This is a genomic window from Bacillus sp. SRI_025, assembly GCF_057592095.1.
Genome location: NZ_JBYEGB010000002.1, coordinates 358,080 through 376,447 on the forward strand (window position 1 = coordinate 358,080; position 18,368 = coordinate 376,447).

The window sequence follows — 18,368 nt, forward strand, 5'->3', positions numbered from 1 at the left end:
TAATAAACTACAATACAGTTTTCATTTAAAAAGGTGATTCCATGGCGAACGAACAAGTTTTAACGGCGCAGCAGGTCATTGACAAGGCAAGAGAATACCTGTCCGCTGAACATATTCAATTTATAGAGCGAGCATATGAATATGCTGAAAATGCACACAAGGAGCAATACCGGAAATCTGGTGAGCCCTATATTATCCATCCAATTCAAGTGGCGGGCATTCTTGTTGACCTTGAAATGGATCCATCAACCATTGCAGGCGGTTTCCTGCACGATGTAGTTGAGGATACAGATGTGACATTACAGGATTTAAAAGAGCATTTTAACGAAGAAGTAGCAATGCTTGTTGATGGTGTCACAAAGCTCGGGAAGATTAAATATAAATCACAAGAAGAACAGCAGGCCGAAAACCATCGAAAAATGTTTGTTGCAATGGCGCAGGATATCCGCGTGATCTTGATTAAGCTGGCAGACCGTCTTCATAACATGAGAACGCTCAAACATCTTCCGCAGGAAAAGCAGCGGAGAATTTCAAATGAAACACTTGAAATCTTTGCACCGCTTGCGCACAGATTAGGGATTTCAAAGATTAAGTGGGAGCTTGAAGATACAGCACTCCGCTATTTAAATCCGCAGCAATATTACCGAATTGTGAATCTGATGAAGCGTAAACGAGCGGAACGTGAGGAATACTTGGACGAGGTTGTCAATGAAGTGAAAGACCGCGTGTCTGAGGTGAACATCAAGGCTGAATTTTCCGGAAGACCAAAACATATTTATAGCATTTATCGCAAAATGGTCTTGCAAAATAAGCAGTTTAATGAAATTTATGATCTGCTTGCCGTTCGTATTTTGGTCGACAGCATTAAAGACTGTTATGCGGTGCTCGGTATTATCCATACATGCTGGAAACCGATGCCAGGCAGGTTTAAGGATTATATTGCGATGCCAAAGCCGAACATGTACCAATCTCTTCATACAACGGTGATTGGGCCAAAAGGTGATCCGCTTGAAGTTCAGATCCGTACAGTGGAAATGCATGAAATTGCAGAATATGGGATTGCGGCACACTGGGCATATAAAGAAGGCAAAGAGTCAGCAGAATCAACGGAAGAAGCGGTCTTCCAGAAGAAGCTTTCTTGGTTTAGAGAAATTCTTGAATTCCAAAACGAATCTACAGATGCAGAAGAATTTATGGAATCGTTAAAAATCGATCTCTTCTCTGATATGGTGTTTGTGTTTACACCAAAAGGAGACGTCATTGAACTGCCGTCGGGCTCAGTTCCGATTGATTTCTCTTACCGGATTCACTCGGAAATTGGGAATAAAACGATCGGTGCCAAGGTCAATGGCAAAATGGTCACACTCGATCACAAACTAAAAACAGGTGACATTATTGAAATTCTGACATCAAAGCACAGCTACGGACCAAGTCAGGATTGGGTCAAGCTTGCCCAAACCTCCCAAGCGAAGCACAAGATCAGACAGTTTTTCAAAAAACAGCGCCGTGAAGAAAATGTCGAAAAAGGCCGAGAGCTCGTAGAAAAAGAAATCAAAAACCTTGAGTTTGATGTCAAAGACATTCTGACCGCTGAAAACCTGCAAAAAGTGGCTGACAAATTTAATTTTTCAAACGAAGAGGACATGTATGCAGCTGTTGGATATAACGGCATTACTGCACTACAAGTCGCCAATCGTTTAACGGAAAAAGAAAGAAAACAAAGAGATCAAGAAGAGCAAGAGAAAACCGTTCAAGAAGTGACGGTGGAACCAAAGACGTATCACGGGAAAAAACGGGAAGCTGGCGTAAGGGTCAAAGGGATTGATAACCTGCTTGTCCGCTTATCTAAGTGCTGTAACCCTGTTCCTGGCGATAGCATTGTCGGTTTTATTACGAAGGGCCGAGGCGTATCTGTTCACCGTGAGGACTGTCCGAACGTGAAAACAGGAGAAGCGCAGGAGCGGTTAATTCCGGTCGAGTGGGAGCATGAGCAGCCTGCTCAAAACCGTAAAGAATACAATGTGGAAATTGAAATATTAGGATATGATAGACGCGGCTTACTCAATGAGGTGCTTCAAGCAGTTAACGAAACCAAAACGAACATCTCCTCTGTTTCTGGGAAGTCTGATCGTAACAAAGTGGCGACGATCCATATGGCGATCTTTATCCAAAATATTAATCATTTGCACAAAGTAGTCGAACGCATTAAACAAATCAAAGACATTTACTCTGTTCGCCGATTCATGAATTAGAAAGGAAGTATATCGTCTATGAGGCTTGTTGTGCAGCGTGTGACAAATGCATCTGTGAAGGTAGAAGAAGAGATCACAGGTGCCATCAGCGATGGATATATGGTGCTTGTTGGTGTCACACACGAAGATACAGAAGAAGATGTGCTTTACTTAGCTGAAAAACTTGCACATTTACGTATTTTTGAAGATGAAAACGGGAAAATGAATCGTTCACTATTGGACATAAAAGGAAGCGTTCTGTCTGTGTCGCAATTTACCCTTTATGGTGATACGAGAAAGGGCAGACGGCCGAATTTTATGAAAGCCGCCAAGCCGGATGCAGCCAATTCGCTTTACGAATGTTTCAATAAAACCCTTAGAGAAAAAGGCATCCATGTTGAAACTGGCCGTTTTGGTGCGATGATGGACGTGTCATTGACCAATTCAGGACCAGTCACGATCTTGATGGACAGCAATGAATAGATTCTCTTTAGACTGTAGATGAACTCATGCGGGAGTTTGTTTAGAGTCTTTTTCTTTTGTGGTCAAAAAAAAAGAGGCGCAGAGGCCTCTTTTTTTTAACGGAAATATTGTTTTAATCCTTCAGTCATTCCTTCTGTGACTCGTTCCTGGTAAGAGGCACTATAAATGATCGCTTCCTCCTGAGGATTGCTTAAATACCCGAGTTCATATAAAAGGGAAGGGCGTTTGTTTTCTCTTAAAACAAAGTAATCTCCGAATTTGACACCCTTATCAGGGATTTGAGAGCGCTTTGCGACTTCGGAATGAACACTTGACGCTAATTGCTGATCTTTTGCTGCGTGATAATAATACGCTGTACTTCCTCTAACACTTTGATCCATAAAACTATCATAATGAAGACTAATAAATGCATCTGCATTTCGGTAATGAGATGTCGCCACCCTCGATTGAAGGCTGATAAAGGTATCGTCACTTCTAGTTAAATACACATTCGCACCAGAAGCTCTTAATTTGCCTGCCAGTAAATTGGCGGTTTTGATGGTGATGTTCTTTTCAAAAGCACCGTCTGCGCCAATTGTGCCGCTGTCTTTTCCGCCATGACCAGGGTCAAGAACAATCGTTTTTCCTTTTAAAGAACCAGTTCCAGACGATGAATCATGCTGAGGTCTTGGCGCTTCGCTGCTATTTTTCTTCGTTTGAACGACCCAGCTCGCCACATAGCCAGTCCCGCCGTTCGATAGTGTCACCTCGTACCAGTCACCTTGCGTCCGAACAATGTGATAGGCAGCTCCTTTTGTTGCTCTTTCTGCAATCCCAGCAGAGGTAGAAGCGCTTTTTCGAATGTTGGTGCCATCATAGACAATGTACGCTTTTTGCTCAGAAGCCGAAGAGGATGAACTCTTTTCAGGTGCAGAGCCTGCTCCTTTGCCTGTGACAATGTAATAGCTTGCAACCCAGCCTTTTACGCCTTTCCCCTCAATTTCATACCAACCGTTCTGCTCTCGCAAAATGGTGATCTGTGTGTTGCGGGCAAGAGAAGCGATGACTTGTGCATTTGGTGCCGCGGATTGCCTCACATTCAAGCTCGATACGCCAACTGTGCCTGTCTGGTTAGAGCGAGAAGACCCGCCGGAGCTTGATTGAGAAGTTTTCTGCCCACCTGAAACATAATCAGAGTGAACCCAGCCTTCTGCTTGTTTATAAGAAATTTTCGTCCATTCGCCGCTTGTCTCGAGCTTTTTAGCGGAAGCGCCTTGCGGGAAAGTACCAATCACTTGATAGGAAGTCCCAGGGCCTGTCCGGATGCGAAGGTCGGAAGCTGTCGATGTAATGGTACTGCCTCCAGCCGTGCTTTGACCTTGCGCCTTTGGTTTCGCTGTTTTTTGAGCGCCGGATGATGTGGTGATCAACCATGAGACGACCCAGCCTTTTTGTCCGTTTGATAATTGGATCTGCACCCATTCTCCTTGTTCAGTGAGAATAGGATAACTTTCGCCGCGTTTTACAACAGCTGCAATTCCATAGCTTAAACCAGGGCCCGTTCTCACATTGATTTCATCTGTTGCGACCACAGCTTGATCTGTTTGTGCTGTAGCATGTGTCATAGGCAAAGAACTCGCGATGAGAACAAAACAAGTAAGCAGCATCATCATTTGATTGTGTTTTTTCAGATTCAAAACGGTGTTTTCCCCTCCCTTGTAAAACCGATGAATGTTAATTCGTTATGTAGTGGTTGAATTCCTTGCAGTTTCCCTAATAAAAATGAATCAATCTGTTTATACTAAATAAAAATGTGATAAAAGGATGTACAAACATGAGATTAAGCAGAAAATTAGGACGAGTGCAATATAATGGACATCGTGATATCGACCGCTGGCAGCACGACGAAATGGATCAGCCAGGCTTCCTTGAAGAAACCGCATCTGAATACGGATGTACGTCAAAAGAAGAGCTGGAAAAGAAAAAGAGGCACGGCAAGGGTTGACAGAGTGGCAGCACCGACCTTATTATAATATAAATCAACACACTTGAAAATTTAAAATGTGGAACTGATGATAGAGAATAGTAGGGTAAATTGCGTGAGCAGAGAGGAATCGCCTTAGGCTGAAAGCGAATCCGCATGGCATTTATCACGAAAGAACACTCTGTAGGTTTCCTGCTGAACGCTCGAAAAATGAGTCAATAGGCGGAGAACGTGAATCTGCGTTAAGGATTTGAGCGGGAACATGCTTGATCATGTTCCAACTAGGGTGGCACCACGGGTATAACTCTCGTCCCTACTATACACATAGTAGAGGCGGGGGTTTTTTATATGTCCACATAAAAAATGAATGATGGTCGTAGGAGGACGAAAAATGAGTTTTAATATTCCAAGAGGCACACAGGATATTTTACCTGGAGAGTCAGAACGCTGGCAGTATGTTGAACAAATTGCGAGAGATACATGTGCAGCCTTTCAATACAAAGAAATCCGCACACCGATTTTTGAGCATACAGAGCTGTTTGCACGGGGAGTAGGCGAATCAACTGATATCGTTCAAAAAGAGATGTACACGTTTGAAGATAAAAAAGGACGCAGCATCACACTCCGTCCAGAGGGAACAGCTTCAACCGTCCGTTCTTATGTTGAAAATAAATTGTTTGCACAGCCGGCTCAGCCAACTAAGCTGTATTACATCGGACCAATGTTCCGCTATGAACGTCCGCAAACAGGAAGATATCGTCAATTTTATCAATTTGGAATCGAAGCGATTGGTTCCAAGGATCCTGCCATTGATGCAGAGGTCATTTCACTTGCGATGAGTGTGTATGAGAAAGCAGGCCTTTCTAACTTAAAACTCGTCATTAACAGCCTTGGTGACAAAGAGAGCCGTGCAGACTACCGCACAGCACTGGTCAAGCACTTTGAGCCAAGAATTGAGGAATTCTGTCACGACTGTCAAACTCGTTTACATCAAAATCCGCTGCGTATTCTTGATTGTAAAAAGGATCGTGATCATGAACTGATGACAACCGCTCCATCCATTCAAGATTACTTAAATGAAGAATCACGGACGTATTTTGAAAAGGTCAAACAATACTTATCAGATATAGGCATTGAGTATGTCGTCGATCCAAATTTAGTGCGCGGTCTTGATTACTACAATCACACAGCATTTGAGATCATGAGTAATGCAGAAGGCTTTGGTGCGATTACAACATTAGCCGGCGGCGGCCGTTATGATGGACTCGTTGAAGGAATTGGCGGTCCTGAATCACCAGGGATCGGATTTGCGATGAGTATTGAGCGTTTCCTATCAGCGATCGATGCTGAAGGAATTGAGCTTCCTCTGCAAGATGGTATTGATTTATACATTGCTGCTCTCGGAGATGAAGCGAAGGATTATTCTGTTTCATTATTAAACCGTCTGAGAAAAGAAGGTATCTCAAGTGAAATGGACTATACAGGGAAGAAACTAAAAGGACAATTTAAAGCAGCTGATCGTTTAAAAGCCAAATTTATTGCAGTTCTTGGTGAAGATGAACTTGCACAGCAAATTGTGAATGTGAAAGATACAACTACGGGTGAACAAATTGAAGTGAAGCTTGATGAGCTGATTCAAATGTTGAAGGCCCACCAGAAAGCGTAAAAAAGGAGTGGAATGTTTGTGTTTGGTAGAACTTTTTATTGTGGAGAAGTAACAGAAGACCAAATCGGTCAGTCAGTTGTATTAAAAGGATGGGTTCAAAAAAGGCGTGACCTAGGCGGTTTAATCTTTATTGATTTGCGCGACCGTTCAGGGATTGTACAAGTTGTCTTCAATCCAGACTTATCAAAAGAGGCGCTTGAGACAGCAGAATCAATTCGTAACGAATATGTCCTTGATATTAAAGGGACGGTTGTCGCAAGAGAAGAAGCAACGATCAACCCAAATTTAAAAACGGGCAAAATTGAAATTCAAGTCGAAACGGTCACCGTTTTAAATGAAGCGAAGACTCCTCCATTTGTGATTTCAGATCAAGCAGACGAGGTATCAGAAGATGTTCGTTTAAAATATCGTTACCTGGATCTTCGCCGCCCTGCAATGTTTGAAACAATGAAAATGCGACATGAAGTCACAAAAGCATTCCGCCATTTCTTAGACGACAACGGCTTTCTAGATATTGAAACACCAATTTTAACGAAAAGTACGCCAGAAGGTGCGCGTGACTATCTTGTTCCAAGCCGTGTACACGAGGGAGAATTTTATGCACTGCCTCAGTCTCCGCAATTATTTAAACAATTGCTGATGGTTTCTGGGATGGACCGTTATTATCAAATTGCCCGCTGCTTTAGAGATGAAGACTTGCGTGCTGACCGTCAGCCGGAATTCACACAAGTCGATATTGAAATGTCCTTTATGAGTCAAGAGGACATCATGACGCTTGCTGAAGAGATGATGGCGAAGGTAATGAAAGATGTCAAAGGTGTAGACCTTACATTGCCATTACCTCGTATAACATACGATGAAGCGATGAATTCCTATGGATCTGATAAACCGGATACACGTTTTGAGATGAAGCTGGTTAACATTTCAGATACGGTAAAAGACTCCGATTTCAAAGTGTTTAGTGGCGCTGTGAAAAATGGTGGAGCTGTGAAAGCCATCAATGTCAAAGGTGCTGCAGCGAACTACTCAAGAAAAGACATTGATGCACTTGGTGCATTTGCAGCGAACTACGGAGCAAAAGGTCTAGCTTGGCTAAAAGCAGAAGGGACTGAATTAAAAGGTCCAATCGCTAAATTCTTTGATGATGCAAAGCAGGCTGAATTAAAAGAACAGCTGCAAGTTGAAGAAGGCGACCTTTTACTCTTTGTCGCAGATAAGACGTCTGTTGTTCATGATGCACTTGGTGCACTTCGCTTAAAACTTGGTAAAGAGCTTGAACTGATCGATGAGTCTGTATTCAATTTCTTATGGGTTGTCGATTGGCCGCTGCTTGAAAAGGATGAAGAAGAAGGCCGCTTCTATGCTGCCCATCATCCATTCACAATGCCGGTTCGCGATGATCTTGAATTAATTGAAACAAGCCCAGAAGACATGAAGGCACAGGCTTACGATCTTGTGCTGAATGGCTACGAGCTTGGCGGAGGTTCTATTCGTATTTTTGAAAAGGACATTCAAGAAAAAATGTTTGGCTTACTTGGTTTTTCAAAAGAAGAGGCCTACGAACAATTCGGCTTCCTTCTGGATGCGTTCGAGCATGGTGTTCCTCCGCATGGCGGAATCGCGCTTGGGCTTGATCGTTTAGTGATGCTGCTTGCAGGCCGCTCTAACTTAAGGGATACGATTGCATTCCCGAAAACGGCAAGTGCGAGCTGCGTTCTCACAGATGCCCCTGGCCATGTGAGCGAGGCGCAGCTTGATGAGCTGAGTTTAGCGATTAAAACAAAAGTAAAACAGTAAAATAGGCGCATGTTTATAGGTATGTAAACGCTTGAAAAAGAAATATGCCTATGATATGCTTTCATCAATCAATAAATAAAGTCCTGATACGTACGGTGGTTACCTAGTTTTGACCGAACATTTTTTTATACGGGAGCTTGCCTTTCCTTTCTGCATAAATGCCTCATTAGAGGACTTATAAAGTCAGGAAGAAAGCACCCACCTGCATGGTGCGGGGTTCAAAACGAAGGAAATGCTGGCGGCGTCATCGGGACTTTTTTGTGTTTTTTTCTTTTAGAGAAGGATGACGGAGAAGTCTGAATATGATATGATTCTTTCGATTCATTTTAAATAAAGGTGGAGTGAGGCACTTGTTACATCAGTTTTCAAGAAACGAGCTTGCCATTGGCAAGGAAGGCTTAAATATACTAAAAAACAGTACAGTTGCAGTGCTTGGTGTGGGCGGCGTTGGTTCATTCGCAGTAGAGGCACTCGCTCGTTCAGGCGTTGGCCGTATTGTTCTTGTTGATAAAGATGATATTGATATTACAAATGTAAACCGTCAGCTTCCAGCATTGCTATCAACAGTTGGCCAGCCAAAGGTTGACTTAATGCAGGCGAGAATCGCTGATATTAATCCAGAATGTGAAGTTGTTGCGCTTAAAATGTTTTATACAGAGGAAACATACGAGCAATTTTTTGAGTATCCGCTTGATTATGTCATTGATGCCTCAGATACCATTCACTATAAAATTCATTTAATGAAAGAGTGTCTGAACCGCGGTGTGAACATCATTTCAAGTATGGGAGCTGCGAACAAAACAGATCCGACACGCTTCAAAATTGATGATATTTCAAAAACACATACCGATCCTATTGCAAAAGTCGTGAGAACACGTCTGCGTAAGGAAGGGATTCGTAAAGGAATTGAAGTTATTTTCTCTGATGAAAGTCCGATTGTCATTCGCGAAGATGTCAGAAAAGAAGTTGGAAATGATGAAGCGAAGATTCGCAAGGCGCAAATGCCGCCATCATCCAATGCATTCGTTCCGTCAGTTGCCGGACTGATCATGGGTGGTCATGTCATTATGAAGCTTTTAAAGGATATTCCGATTACACGTGTGAAGGATAAATAAACAGCCCGCCTGCTAATTATGCAGGGGGCTTTTTTATTTTTGGCGTTTTAAATTTTCATAGACCTGTTTCAATGCACCTTCAAATTTTCCGGTTTGCTTCGGTACATAGTATTGCTTGTTTTTCAGCGGATCAGGTAAATATTGCTGCTTCACCCAGCCGTTCTCGTAATCATGTGGGTATAAGTAATCGACACCTCTTCCGAGTGCTGTGGCGCCTTTGTAGTGTGCATCTTTTAAATGAACTGGAACCTCACCAATTTTCCCTGTACGAATGTCACCAAGTGCCGCATCAATCGCCTTATATGCCGAATTGGACTTAGGAGAAAGACACAGTTCAATCACTGCGTTCGCCAGCGGAATCCGTGCTTCTGGGAAACCGATTCTTTCTGCTGTTTGTACTGCGCTTAACACGCGGGGGCCTGCCTGCGGACTGGCTAAGCCAATGTCCTCGTAAGCCATCACGAGTAATCTTCTTGAAATGCTTTCAAGGTCTCCTGCTTCGATCAGTCTGGCAAGGTAATGCAGCGCCGCATCTGTATCAGATCCCCTAATGGATTTTTGAAAAGCCGAGAGGACATCATAATGAGCATCACCATTCTTGTCATGTGAGAAGCTCTTTTTTTGTAAGCATTCTTCTGCTGCGGCAAGAGTAATTTTGATATGCCCGGTCTCATCAGGTTTTGTCGATAAGACAGCGAGTTCTAGTGCATTTAAAGCAGAACGCACGTCTCCTCCGCATCCATTGGCAAAATGATTCATCGCTTCATCGTCCACGGTCACCTCATAACCGCCAAGCCCGCGATGCTCATCCTGTAAGGCTCTTGTTAACGCAGCTTTGATTTGCTCTGTTTCAAGCGGCTTCAGCTCGAATATTTGTGTCCGGCTTCGGATGGCGGGATTGATCGCATGATAGGGATTAGCCGTCGTTGCGCCAATTAAAATGATCATGCCATTTTCTAAATAAGGAAGGAGAAAATCCTGCTTTCCTTTATCAAGCCGGTGGACTTCGTCTAAAATAAGGATCACCTGTCCGCTCATTTTCGCTTCAGCGGCGACAGCTTCCATATCCTTTTTGTTATGAATGACCGCATTTAATGTACGAAAAGCAATGCTTGTACTGCCAGCAATTGCGGTCGCAATCGATGTTTTGCCGATGCCCGGCGGTCCGTATAAAATCATCGAGGATAAATGCTTTGCCTCGACCATTCGTCTAATAATTTGACCTTCTCCAACAAGATGCTCCTGCCCAATAATGTCTTCAATATGACTTGGGCGCATCCGGTACGCTAAAGGTTTCATAATTATCTCTCCTAAAGCAATGTCTTGTTTGTATAGAGTACCGAAATTTCTTCAAATAGAAAAGGGATGCGTCCTCCTATTATGCTCAATACCCGTAAATGAAAGTTGGCTTAAAGTATGATATAATTGCTTTTGGTCTATATATCAGCGTATATGAAATCAGAAAAATAATTGATGACATAGAATAGAAAACGCAGAGGTGTTTAACTTGAAAATATCAACTAAAGGCAGATATGGTCTGACGATCATGATCGAATTAGCCAAAAAACATGGCGAAGGCCCTACATCATTAAAATCAATCGCTCAAAACAATGATTTGTCTGAGCATTATTTAGAGCAGCTTGTATCACCACTCCGCAATGCCCGTCTTGTAAAAAGTATCCGCGGTGCGTATGGCGGCTATGTTCTTGCACATGAACCAAACGAGATCACAGCAGGTGATATTATTCGTGTATTAGAAGGACCAATTAGTCCTGTTGAAGTCATCGAAAACGAAGAACCAGCAAAGCGTGAACTATGGATTCGTATTCGTGATGCAGTAAAAGACGTACTAGACAATACAACTCTTGAAGACTTGGCAAGCTACACAGATGACGGGGATCAAGACTCGTATATGTTCTATATTTAGATCAGAGGTGTACCGGAAATGGAACGAATCTATTTAGATCATGCAGCCACAACGCCGATGGATCAGCGTATTGTGGACAAGATGATGCCGTACTTTACAGAGATATTTGGCAATCCCTCTAGTATTCATTCATATGGGCGCGAGGCAAGAAAGTGGCTCGATGAAGCAAGAGAAGTCATTGCAGGAGAATTACACTGTAAACCACAGGAGATCATCCTCACAAGCGGAGGAACTGAGGCGGACAACCTGGCAATCACAGGTGTTGCCATGGCAAGACAGCATGAAGGAAAACATATCATCACAGTGAAAACAGAGCATCATGCGGTGCTGCATACATGTGAACGCCTAGAGAAGCTAGGATTTGAAGTGACGTATTTAGATGTGGACAAAACGGGATTGATTCATCTTGATCAATTAAAACAAGCATTGAGAGATGATACGATTCTTGTGACCGTCATGTACGGCAATAATGAAACAGGTGTGATTCAGCCAATCAAAGCCATTGGCGAACTTCTACATGATCACACTGCTCATTTTCATACAGACGCAGTGCAGGCGTTTGGCACAGTGCCTATTGATGTAGCAGATCTCCATATTGATCTTTTATCTGCTTCTGGCCATAAGCTGAACGGTCCGATGGGAACAGGCTTTTTATATGTAAACGAAGGCGTGAAACTTTCTCCGCAAATATTCGGAGGGGAACAAGAAAGAAAGCGCCGTGCTGGCACTGAAAATGTGGCAGGAATTGTTGGACTTGCAGAAGCTGTTCAATTAACGAAGCAAAATAGAAGAGAAAAAGCGATGCATTATGGTAAGCTCAAAGAAACTATGCTGCAAGTATTCGAAGAGGAATCTCTTAATTTCTCTATCAATGGACATCCGAAAGAGACATTGCCGCACATTTTAAATGTTCATTTCCCGGGCGTCTCCATTGAATCGCTGCTTGTGAATTTAGATATGGAAGGAATTGCTGTTTCAAGCGGATCGGCATGTACGGCTGGATCTGTCCTTCCTTCGCACGTGTTAAGCGCCATGTATGGCGAAGAAGCAAAAGAGCTGACATCCTCAGTCAGAATAAGCTTCGGTCTTGGGAATGAAGAGGATCATGTGAAGCAGGCGGCACGTAAGATAGCAGCTGTTGTCAAACGCCTAGCCAAATAAATGCTTCCTTTTGTTCGTGTGTGAAAAATGAAACAGCGAAGCACCTGAAGAACGAAACGCGTATGTTGTTTCATTGAAATTGGAGTTGATGAAGATGACAAAAAGACCAGAAGATACAAGAGTTGTGGTCGGTATGTCCGGAGGAGTCGATTCATCAGTTGCCGCTCTTATGCTAAAGGAGCAAGGCTATGATGTCATCGGCATATTTATGAAAAACTGGGATGACACTGATGAAAATGGTGTTTGCACAGCAACGGAAGACTATGAGGATGTCATCCGCGTGTGTAACCAAATTGGAATCCCATATTATGCAGTAAATTTCGAGAAGCAATATTGGGACAAAGTGTTTCAATATTTCCTTGATGAATATAAAGCGGGCAGAACGCCAAACCCAGATGTCATGTGTAACAAAGAAATTAAGTTCAAGGCATTCCTTGAGCATGCATTGTCACTTGGTGCGGATTATTTGGCAACAGGACACTATGCCCGTGTTGATAGAACTGGTGATGAAGTCAAAATGCTGCGAGGTCTTGATGCAAACAAAGACCAAACGTATTTCTTAAATCAGCTGACACAGGAACAACTTGATAAAGTCATGTTCCCAATCGGTGATTTAGAGAAAAAAAGGGTTCGTGAATTGGCAAAAGAAGCAGAGCTCGCAACAGCAACGAAAAAAGATTCAACAGGTATCTGCTTTATTGGAGAAAGAAACTTTAAAACGTTCCTCAGTCAATATTTGCCTGCACAGCCTGGTGTGATGCAGACAATGGACGGAGAAGTAAAAGGGGAACACGATGGACTGATGTATTACACGATCGGTCAGCGCCAAGGACTTGGCATTGGCGGTAGTGGTGATCCTTGGTTTGTCGTTGGGAAAGACTTGGAGAAAAACATCTTGTTTGTTGAACAAGGCTTCCACAATCCACTTTTATACTCTGAAAGCATTTCAGCTGTTAATATCAGCTGGACTCGTCCTCATATTGTCGGGGAAAACGGTGAATTAACGTGCACAGCAAAATTCAGATACCGTCAAGAAGATCACCATGTGAAGGTCAAAATGACAGGTGAGCAAGAAGCGATGGTTATTTTTGATGAGCCTGTTCGTGCTGTTACTCCGGGACAAGCGGTTGTTTTTTATGATGGTGACGAATGTCTTGGCGGCGGTACAATTGACGATGTCTTCAAAGATGGTCAAAAGCTGTCGTATGTGTAGCATGTTTTCAAAACCTCAACGTCGCTGTTGAGGTTTTTTAATGAAAGGATGAGAGAGCGAATGAATCATAACGAAATCGGCATAGAAGCCTTGAATCAAGGGAATATCGAAAAAGCAGCTGAAGCTTTTACAAAAGCGATCGAAGAAAGCCCGAAGGATCCGGTTCCATATATTAACTTTGCGAACTTACTTTCAAGTATCAATGAATTTGAACGTGCTTTAAACTTTTTTCAAAAAGCAATTGAACTTGATCACACTGCTGCCGCAGCCTATTACGGGGCAGGAAATGTGTATACATTAAAAGAAGACTTTATGAAAGCGAAAGATTATTTTGAACAAGCACTAAAAGCGGGCATGGAAAATAGTGATTTGTTTTATATGCTTGGGCAGACGCTCATCAAATTAGAGCAGCCAAAGCTTGCGATGCCGTATTTTCAGCGTGCCGTTGAACTAAACGAAGAAGATAATGAAGCTAGATTCCAATTTGGCATGTGCTTAGCCAATGAACACATGCTGGAAGAAGCGGTGACAACTTTTACTGAAGTCATCACGCGTGATCCGCAGCATGCAGACGCCTTTTATAATTTAGGGGTTGCGTATGCGTACTTAGAGAAAAAAGACGAAGCGCTTGAGATGCTGGGTAAAGCCATTGACGTGCAGCCTGACCATATGCTTGCACTACATGCGCAAAAGCTGATTCAAGAGGCAGAATAGATGGAAGGAGGGAAGACCTGTGCAGGAACATCCAGATCAAATGAAGCTTGAGGACGAACCGTTTTTAAAGGGGACCATTCAAGCCGTTATTTTCCATAATGAAAGTAATTTATACTCGGTGTTAAAGGTGAAAGTCATTGAAACATCGGAAAACTTAGAGGAAAAAACAGCATCTGTCACAGGCTACTTCCCCGCACTTCATGAGGAGGAAACCTACACCTTTTATGGCAAAGTCACAAGCCATCCGAAATTTGGTGAACAGTTTCAGGCCACTCATTTTCAAAAGGAAGTACCGACAACGAAGCAAGGAATCATACATTATCTCTCAAGTGATTTATTTGAGGGGATAGGAAAAAAGACGGCGGAAGAAATCGTGGGACAGCTTGGCAATCAAACGCTTCATAAAATTATGCGTGACCCAGCTGTTTTATACGATGTACCGCGTTTATCAAAAAAGAAGGCGGATAAGCTGGCCGCAGCGCTTCAGGAGCATCAAGGACTGGAACAAATCATGATCAGCCTGAATCAATATGGCTTTGGTCCGCAGCTCAGCATGAAGATTTACCAAGTGTACGAGAGTGAAACGCTGCAAAAGATCGAGGAAAATCCCTATCAGCTTGTTAAGGATGTTGAGGGGATCGGATTTATTAAGGCGGATGAGCTCGGCGCTAGAACAGGCATCTCAGGTAATGATCCAGAGCGGATTCGCGCAGCCTTGCTATATACAGTGGAGACAGCCAGTCTTCAGGACGGTCATACGTACATACAAACGAAAGATTTGATCGTCGAAACCCGCAAGCTGCTCAACCAAACAGGCAATGATTACAAAGTGACTGAAATGGATGTTGCCAATCAGATCATTGCACTTGGCGAAGGAAAAGAAATGATCATTGAAGATGACCGCTGCTATCATCCATCCTTATTTTATGCGGAGCAAAGTGTTGCCAAACGCATTCAAAAAATCGTCTCCCAAACAGAATACGCGGATCAATTTCCTGAATCAGAATTCCTGCTTGCACTTGGTGAGCTGGAGGAGCGGTTAGGCGTCCAGTATGCACCGACACAAAAGGAAGCAATTCAAAAGGCACTCATGTCCCCAATGCTGCTTTTAACAGGTGGACCTGGTACAGGGAAGACGACGGTCATTAAAGGAATTGTCGAGCTTTACAGTGATCTTCACGGTGTATCTCTTGATCCGAGTGATTATAAAAAGGATGAATCCTTCCCATTTGTACTTGCGGCACCAACTGGACGGGCGGCTAAACGGATGACAGAATCAACAGGGCTTCCAGCTGTCACCATTCACCGGCTGCTAGGCTGGAACGGGTCGGAGGGCTTCTCGCATGATGAAGAACAGCCGATTGAAGGAAAACTTGTCATCATTGATGAATCAAGTATGCTGGATATTTGGCTGGCGAATCATTTGTTTAAAGCCATTCCTGATCATATCCAAGTGATTATGGTAGGGGATGAACATCAGCTGCCATCTGTCGGACCAGGCCAAGTTTTACGGGATTTGCTTGCCTCAAAAGCTGTGCCGGCTGTTACCCTGACAGATATTTACCGGCAGGCAGACGGCTCAACCATTGTTGAACTTGCCCATGATATGAAAAATGGTGTGCTGCCAAAGGATATTACTGCACGCTCAAAGGATCGGTCCTTCATTCAATGTTCAGCTGATCAAATGAAAGAAGTCATTGAGAAAGTCGTCAGCAATGCTGCTCAAAAAGGGTTTTCGGCAAAGGACATTCAAGTACTCGCACCAATGTATAAAGGAAAAGCAGGCATCAATGAGCTCAACAAAATGCTGCAGCACATTTTGAATCCTAAAAAACCAAAAGGCAGAGAAATCCCGTTTGGTGATGTGGTGTACCGAACAGGTGATAAAGTGCTTCAGCTTGTGAATCAGCCAGAGAACAATATCTTTAACGGCGATATCGGCGAAATTGTCTCGATTTTTTATGCAAAAGAAAATACAGAAAAAGAAGACATGGCCGTGATCTCCTTTGATGGAAATGAAATCACCTTTACTAAAAAGGATTTTCATCAATTTACACATGCCTATTGCTGCTCCATTCACAAATCACAAGGCAGTGAATTCCCCATTGTTGTGCTGCCAGTTGTGAGGAGCTATTACCGAATGCTTCGGCGGAATCTGCTGTACACAGCGATTACACGAAGTAAAAAGTTTTTAATACTGTGCGGCGAGGAATCAGCGCTGGAGTGGGGCGTGAAAAACAATGAGGATTCCCTCAGACAAACGTCCTTAACGATGCGGCTTGTGCAAACCGAACAAATCATGGATGCAGAACTTGAAGCGCTCCAAAAAGAGCTTCCGTTTAGCGTACATGACGCAAATATTGGCATGGAGGGAATCACTCCGTTTGATTTTATGCATGAGTAGAAGGCTTCCATACGGAAGCCTTTTAGCGTGGAAAGAACTTCTTCCATTCCGTTCATGGAAGCCATTTCTTCGTATGAGTCATGAAGCAAACGCACACGATAAGACTGTTCCGCAAAAGGTGGTTGAGCACATTTTGAGAACATGCCGAGAACTTGAAGGAATGACGATCTATTCAGATGAGCTGTCCCAATCGCTTGGTTCCATAAAAGATATTTGCTTTTTAGCCGGAGGCAGCTGCGGAGGGTATGTGTTAGAGGGGAAAAAGAAAGACTGTGCACTCATTCCATTCTCTGGATTTGATCAGCTGACAGACAAAGGTTTATATGTGAGCTGCCAGGAGGGAGTAGGCATGGATTCCTCTGCTCCATTCTTGTTATTTTCGAAATTAAAAAAGAAAATGATGCAGTCGCCTGATGGTGAAAATTTAGGCATTTTGGAAGATGTATACTTTTGTACAAATTCGGGCACAATCGTAGCATATGAACTCTCGGACGGCTTCTTTACAGAGCTATCAGGGATTCGGAAACAGCTGCAGGCTGCCGGAACCTTGATGAACGTTCAAAAAGAAGCACTGGTTCTAAACCGAACGTAAAGAGGTGCTGATTATGCTCATTTGCCCAAATTGCAAATGTAAAGACATCGGAAAAATTGGGGTCAATCAATATTATTGCTGGGGCTGTTTTATTGAATTGACGCTGTCAAAAGGCAAAATATCGACACACCAAGTGGAGGAAGACGGGACACTAAGCAGCTTAGATGATCTGTTTAGTGACGATGAACGTTCAATTCAACTATAAGTGTTAAGGGGGAATTTCGAATGGGCAAAATGACTTCTTCACTATTAACGCTTGGTGCAGGTGCACTTGCATATCACTTTGCAAGCCGATATGATATGCCATCAAAGCGGGATATGAAAAAGCTAAAAAAACGTGTTATGAGAATGATGTAAACAAAAGGGCTAAAATGATCTTCATTTTAGCCCTTTGTTTTTTTCAGACCGGGGCCCAGAGTTGTCAATAACTTGAGCTGTTACGCTTGCCTGTATTCTAATCGTCTTGCAAGAATGGATAAGCTGAAATTGACGACAAAATACATCATAGCTGCCAATAGGAAAATCGGCAGTAAATAGGATTGGCTTTGACCGTTTAATATTTGAGCGTGATGTAATAATTCTGGAAGCGCAATGACAACGGCAAGCGACGTATCTTTTAAAAGAGATATGAATTGACTGACAATTGGCGGCACCATTCTGCGCAGGGCCTGCGGCATAATAATCATTTTTAATGTTTGAATATAGGTTAAACCAGAAGACCTGGCTGCTTCGATCTGACCCTTATCAATTGATTTAAGGCCGCTTCGAATAATTTCTGACAGCATCGCGGATTCAAACACGGTTAAAGCCGCAATGGCAGAGGCTGTGATGCTTAGCTTGATGCCGATTTCAGGTAATGCAAAATACGTGAAAAAGATGATCAGTAAAAGTGGTAGGTTCCGTATGGTTTCTACAATAACCGCAAGCACTTTTGATAAAACCGGAATTTGAGCGAACCGCAATGTGCCGACGACTAATCCAATGATAAAGCTCAAAATGATGGAGATAAAAGCCACTTTTAAGGTGACAGCAAATCCTTCAAGTAAAAAGGCGAGATGATCAGGCTGGTAGGCACCTATAAAATCCAAGATATTTCCTCCTC

Annotated in this window: 17 protein-coding genes, 1 other RNA gene and 1 other annotated feature; of the genes, 15 read left to right on the top strand and 3 right to left on the bottom strand. The window is 43.0% G+C overall.

The genetic code is table 11. From position 1 onward, the window contains the following. Positions 1-41 precede the first annotated feature (41 nt). Positions 42-2,252 (top strand): RelA/SpoT family protein, encoded by a 2,211-nt coding sequence (locus tag AC20OE_RS06695; protein ID WP_024427858.1) that lies wholly within the window; start codon positions 42-44, stop codon positions 2,250-2,252. An 18-nt stretch (positions 2,253-2,270) separates the two neighbouring features. Then, positions 2,271-2,714: a D-aminoacyl-tRNA deacylase gene (dtd, locus tag AC20OE_RS06700; RefSeq protein WP_487268760.1), complete on the top strand. Its 444-nt coding sequence runs from the start codon at positions 2,271-2,273 to the stop codon at positions 2,712-2,714. A gap of 95 nt (positions 2,715-2,809) precedes the next feature. Here dtd and AC20OE_RS06705 read toward each other — a convergent pair whose 3' ends face one another. Then, positions 2,810-4,366, bottom strand: coding sequence for an N-acetylmuramoyl-L-alanine amidase family protein (locus tag AC20OE_RS06705; RefSeq protein ID WP_371412187.1), 1,557 nt, complete (start codon positions 4,364-4,366; stop codon positions 2,810-2,812). Positions 4,367-4,527: 161 nt separating this feature from the next. On the opposite strand from AC20OE_RS06705, the gene AC20OE_RS06710 reads away from it, so the two are divergent. From AC20OE_RS06710 to AC20OE_RS06730, 5 genes are all read left to right on the top strand, one after another. Then, positions 4,528-4,698, top strand: coding sequence for a YrzK family protein (locus AC20OE_RS06710; RefSeq protein ID WP_003216250.1), 171 nt, complete (start codon positions 4,528-4,530; stop codon positions 4,696-4,698). 58 nt (positions 4,699-4,756) lie between these two features. After that, positions 4,757-4,995, top strand: a binding site (T-box leader). Between the two features lie 73 nt (positions 4,996-5,068). Continuing rightward, entirely contained in the window at positions 5,069-6,343 is a 1,275-nt protein-coding gene (gene hisS / locus AC20OE_RS06715) for a histidine--tRNA ligase (RefSeq protein WP_024423129.1), read from the top strand. 18 nt (positions 6,344-6,361) lie between these two features. Further along, positions 6,362-8,140, top strand: coding sequence for an aspartate--tRNA ligase (gene aspS, locus AC20OE_RS06720; protein WP_487268761.1), 1,779 nt, complete (start codon positions 6,362-6,364; stop codon positions 8,138-8,140). Between the two features lie 77 nt (positions 8,141-8,217). Further along, positions 8,218-8,398, top strand: a non-coding RNA gene (gene ssrS / locus AC20OE_RS06725) — 6S RNA. Positions 8,399-8,490: 92 nt separating this feature from the next. Continuing rightward, a complete protein-coding gene (locus AC20OE_RS06730; protein WP_039180291.1) occupies positions 8,491-9,255 on the top strand; it encodes a tRNA threonylcarbamoyladenosine dehydratase in 765 nt (254 codons plus the stop codon). A gap of 33 nt (positions 9,256-9,288) precedes the next feature. Here AC20OE_RS06730 and AC20OE_RS06735 read toward each other — a convergent pair whose 3' ends face one another. Beyond that, entirely contained in the window at positions 9,289-10,554 is a 1,266-nt protein-coding gene (locus tag AC20OE_RS06735; protein WP_341084122.1) for a replication-associated recombination protein A, read from the bottom strand. A 208-nt stretch (positions 10,555-10,762) separates the two neighbouring features. On the opposite strand from AC20OE_RS06735, the gene cymR reads away from it, so the two are divergent. From cymR to AC20OE_RS06775, 8 genes are all read left to right on the top strand, one after another. After that, on the top strand, positions 10,763-11,182 hold the full coding sequence (gene cymR, locus AC20OE_RS06740) for a cysteine metabolism transcriptional regulator CymR (RefSeq protein WP_024423125.1): 420 nt from the start codon (positions 10,763-10,765) through the stop codon (positions 11,180-11,182). An 18-nt stretch (positions 11,183-11,200) separates the two neighbouring features. Next, the gene (locus AC20OE_RS06745) at positions 11,201-12,343 is read left to right on the top strand and encodes a cysteine desulfurase family protein (RefSeq protein ID WP_144494492.1); all 1,143 of its coding nucleotides are present in this window, start codon (positions 11,201-11,203) and stop codon (positions 12,341-12,343) included. Positions 12,344-12,437: 94 nt separating this feature from the next. Continuing rightward, positions 12,438-13,556 carry a tRNA 2-thiouridine(34) synthase MnmA gene (gene mnmA / locus AC20OE_RS06750; protein WP_039180282.1) on the top strand — a complete coding sequence of 373 codons (1,119 nt, stop codon included), beginning with the start codon at positions 12,438-12,440 and terminating at the stop codon, positions 13,554-13,556. 60 nt (positions 13,557-13,616) lie between these two features. Next, a complete protein-coding gene (locus AC20OE_RS06755; protein WP_126681535.1) occupies positions 13,617-14,270 on the top strand; it encodes a tetratricopeptide repeat protein in 654 nt (217 codons plus the stop codon). Between the two features lie 19 nt (positions 14,271-14,289). Beyond that, positions 14,290-16,674 carry an SF1B family DNA helicase RecD2 gene (recD2, locus tag AC20OE_RS06760; RefSeq protein WP_024423121.1) on the top strand — a complete coding sequence of 795 codons (2,385 nt, stop codon included), beginning with the start codon at positions 14,290-14,292 and terminating at the stop codon, positions 16,672-16,674. A gap of 73 nt (positions 16,675-16,747) precedes the next feature. Next, a complete protein-coding gene (locus AC20OE_RS06765; RefSeq protein WP_052196552.1) occupies positions 16,748-17,266 on the top strand; it encodes a PRC-barrel domain-containing protein in 519 nt (172 codons plus the stop codon). 13 nt (positions 17,267-17,279) lie between these two features. After that, on the top strand, positions 17,280-17,471 hold the full coding sequence (locus tag AC20OE_RS06770) for a hypothetical protein (RefSeq protein ID WP_003216308.1): 192 nt from the start codon (positions 17,280-17,282) through the stop codon (positions 17,469-17,471). Positions 17,472-17,491: 20 nt separating this feature from the next. Then, on the top strand, positions 17,492-17,623 hold the full coding sequence (locus AC20OE_RS06775; protein WP_064497881.1) for a YrzQ family protein: 132 nt from the start codon (positions 17,492-17,494) through the stop codon (positions 17,621-17,623). A gap of 80 nt (positions 17,624-17,703) precedes the next feature. Here AC20OE_RS06775 and AC20OE_RS06780 read toward each other — a convergent pair whose 3' ends face one another. Next, on the bottom strand, positions 17,704-18,354 hold the full coding sequence (locus AC20OE_RS06780; protein ID WP_039180274.1) for an amino acid ABC transporter permease: 651 nt from the start codon (positions 18,352-18,354) through the stop codon (positions 17,704-17,706). Positions 18,355-18,368: the final 14 nt, after the last annotated feature.

Excerpts from the sequence above, each read along its gene's own strand:
- AC20OE_RS06770 (WP_003216308.1), top strand. The coding sequence starts at position 17,280 with ATGCTCATTTGCCCAAATTGCAAATGTAAAGACATCGGAAAAATTGGG.
- dtd (WP_487268760.1), top strand. The coding sequence starts at position 2,271 with ATGAGGCTTGTTGTGCAGCGTGTGACAAATGCATCTGTGAAGGTAGAA.
- hisS (WP_024423129.1), top strand. The coding sequence starts at position 5,069 with ATGAGTTTTAATATTCCAAGAGGCACACAGGATATTTTACCTGGAGAG.
- AC20OE_RS06705 (WP_371412187.1), bottom strand. The coding sequence starts at position 4,366 with ATGATGATGCTGCTTACTTGTTTTGTTCTCATCGCGAGTTCTTTGCCT.
- AC20OE_RS06735 (WP_341084122.1), bottom strand. The coding sequence starts at position 10,554 with ATGAAACCTTTAGCGTACCGGATGCGCCCAAGTCATATTGAAGACATT.
- AC20OE_RS06765 (WP_052196552.1), top strand. The coding sequence starts at position 16,748 with ATGAGTCATGAAGCAAACGCACACGATAAGACTGTTCCGCAAAAGGTG.
- AC20OE_RS06745 (WP_144494492.1), top strand. The coding sequence starts at position 11,201 with ATGGAACGAATCTATTTAGATCATGCAGCCACAACGCCGATGGATCAG.
- AC20OE_RS06695 (WP_024427858.1), top strand. The coding sequence starts at position 42 with ATGGCGAACGAACAAGTTTTAACGGCGCAGCAGGTCATTGACAAGGCA.
- mnmA (WP_039180282.1), top strand. The coding sequence starts at position 12,438 with ATGACAAAAAGACCAGAAGATACAAGAGTTGTGGTCGGTATGTCCGGA.
- AC20OE_RS06775 (WP_064497881.1), top strand. The coding sequence starts at position 17,492 with ATGGGCAAAATGACTTCTTCACTATTAACGCTTGGTGCAGGTGCACTT.
- AC20OE_RS06710 (WP_003216250.1), top strand. The coding sequence starts at position 4,528 with ATGAGATTAAGCAGAAAATTAGGACGAGTGCAATATAATGGACATCGT.
- AC20OE_RS06755 (WP_126681535.1), top strand. The coding sequence starts at position 13,617 with ATGAATCATAACGAAATCGGCATAGAAGCCTTGAATCAAGGGAATATC.